Origin of the sequence: Streptomyces sp. NPDC006265 (assembly GCF_040613555.1) — a bacterium.
Classification (GTDB): Bacteria; Actinomycetota; Actinomycetes; order Streptomycetales; family Streptomycetaceae; genus Streptomyces.
In genome coordinates, this window is the sequence record NZ_JBEXSH010001328.1 from 1 (window position 1) to 1,663 (window position 1,663).

The following is a 1,663-nucleotide window of genomic DNA, read 5'->3' on the forward strand; positions in this document are numbered from 1 at the left end:
AGCAGGACACCGCCGCGCAGATCGGCGCGCAGGCCCTGGCGGTGGGGCGTGCCCGCAAGGACGGAAAACCACGGTCAACAGTGGTGCAATCCGACGCACGAGGCGCCGAGCTGGTCACCAACGCCTGCCTGCACGCCGAGGGGCCGGACCAGCTGCGGATCACCTGCGACAACAAGGTGATCCGTGTGGAGGTCGCCGACCGGGGCACCGGTCAGCCCGCCCCCCGCACCCCGCACCGCGCGGGGCGCCCGGGCGGTCATGGCATGTTCATCGTCCAGCGCCTGTGCCTGGACTGGGGCGTCGTCCGTACGCCGGGGGTCTCCGGCAAGACGGTCTGGGCGGAGCTAGGCGTACCCGCCTGATCGCGGGGAGTGTGCGTTCAGCCCCAGCGTGTAGCCGACCGGCCCCGGGGCGCGCCTGTCCGATCGCGGGCATTACTGTCCGATCTCGGGCGTACGTGCCGGTATCGGGCCCCGGCGGGTGCCCTGAGGCGCGTCCGAACAGGTGACCTCCTTGCACGGGGTCCCCGCCGCGCATCCCCTCATGCGCCACTCACCGCACGCGGGATCCCCACGGATCCGGCGCGCACTGTGTCTTCCTTCCTCAAGGCCCCGGGCGTACCTTGACGTCCCGATCTGATACGTCGTCAGAAACAGGAAGGGGAGCGGCACCGTGTCGTACCGGAAGCGAACCGCCGCGCTCGCGTCCGCCGTGGCCCTGGCCGGCTCGGCGGTGTGGATGGCCGCCCCCGTCGCCCGGGCCGGGGTCGTCGACGTCAACTACCAGTGCAAGACGCCGATCGGCGACAAGAGTGCCGTCTCGCCCATCGACATCAAGAGCGTCAGGAGCGGCAGCGGCTACCGCATCACCATGTCCTGGCAGAAGGGTGTCTCCTCCAGCCCGGTCGAACTGGGCAAGGGTGCGATGACGCCGAGCGCCACCATCGCCCTGGGCGGCGCCGACAGCGGCACCCTGTCGGTGTCCGGCCCCGCCAACGACGCCGCGATCCCCGCCAACACGCCGATCAAGATCAGTGATCTGAGCGGCACGTACACGCCGAAGAAGAGCGGCGAGGTCACCTTCACGGCCGGTGTGCTCACCATCAAGGCGCTCGGCACGACGACCACCTGCACCCCGGCGAACCACCCGGGCCCGTCGCTCACGCTCGACGTCACGGCCGCGAGCGGCGGCGGCGCCACCGGTTCCGCCCAGGGCGGCGGCTCCGGCTCTGACACCGGTGCCGGACTTCCGCAGACCGGGCCAGAGGACTCGGCCGTCGCCCTCGGCACCCTCGGCGGCACGGTCCTGCTCGCCGGCGCGGCAGGCACCCTATGGCTGACGCGACGTCAGCAGGAAGCACCGGCGGGTCGTTGACCGCCACGAGCCCCTCCTGGCGCACTGCTGAGCACGGGATCGCGTGCCGCCGGTCCGGCCGCAGGCGCGCACCGTAGGTCCGCGTCTGGCCGGTTGGGCCGCGCGCGCCCGCACCGCAGGACTGCGCGCCCGGTCCGGCCGCAGGCCTGTACCGCAGGTCCGCGTCTGGCCGGTTGGGCCGCGCGTCCGCACCGCAGGTCCGCGCGCCCCACGATGACCGGGCCACGGCGGATCTCAACGGCAAGCGGTACCTGCTCACCCTGGGCGACCACGACCCCGCTCCGGGAGA

The 1,663-nt window shown here is 72.6% G+C and carries 2 protein-coding genes; both read left to right on the plus strand.

Annotation, left to right across the window (positions count from 1 at the left end; all coding sequences use genetic code 11):
* Window positions 1-362, plus strand: a 362-nt coding sequence (locus tag ABZ281_RS48495) for an ATP-binding protein (protein ID WP_356665139.1), incomplete at its 5' end; no start/stop codon positions are given.
* 310 nt (window positions 363-672) lie between these two features.
* A complete protein-coding gene (locus tag ABZ281_RS48500; RefSeq protein WP_356665141.1) occupies window positions 673-1,374 on the plus strand; it encodes an LPXTG cell wall anchor domain-containing protein in 702 nt (233 codons plus the stop codon).
* Window positions 1,375-1,663 lie beyond the last annotated feature (289 nt).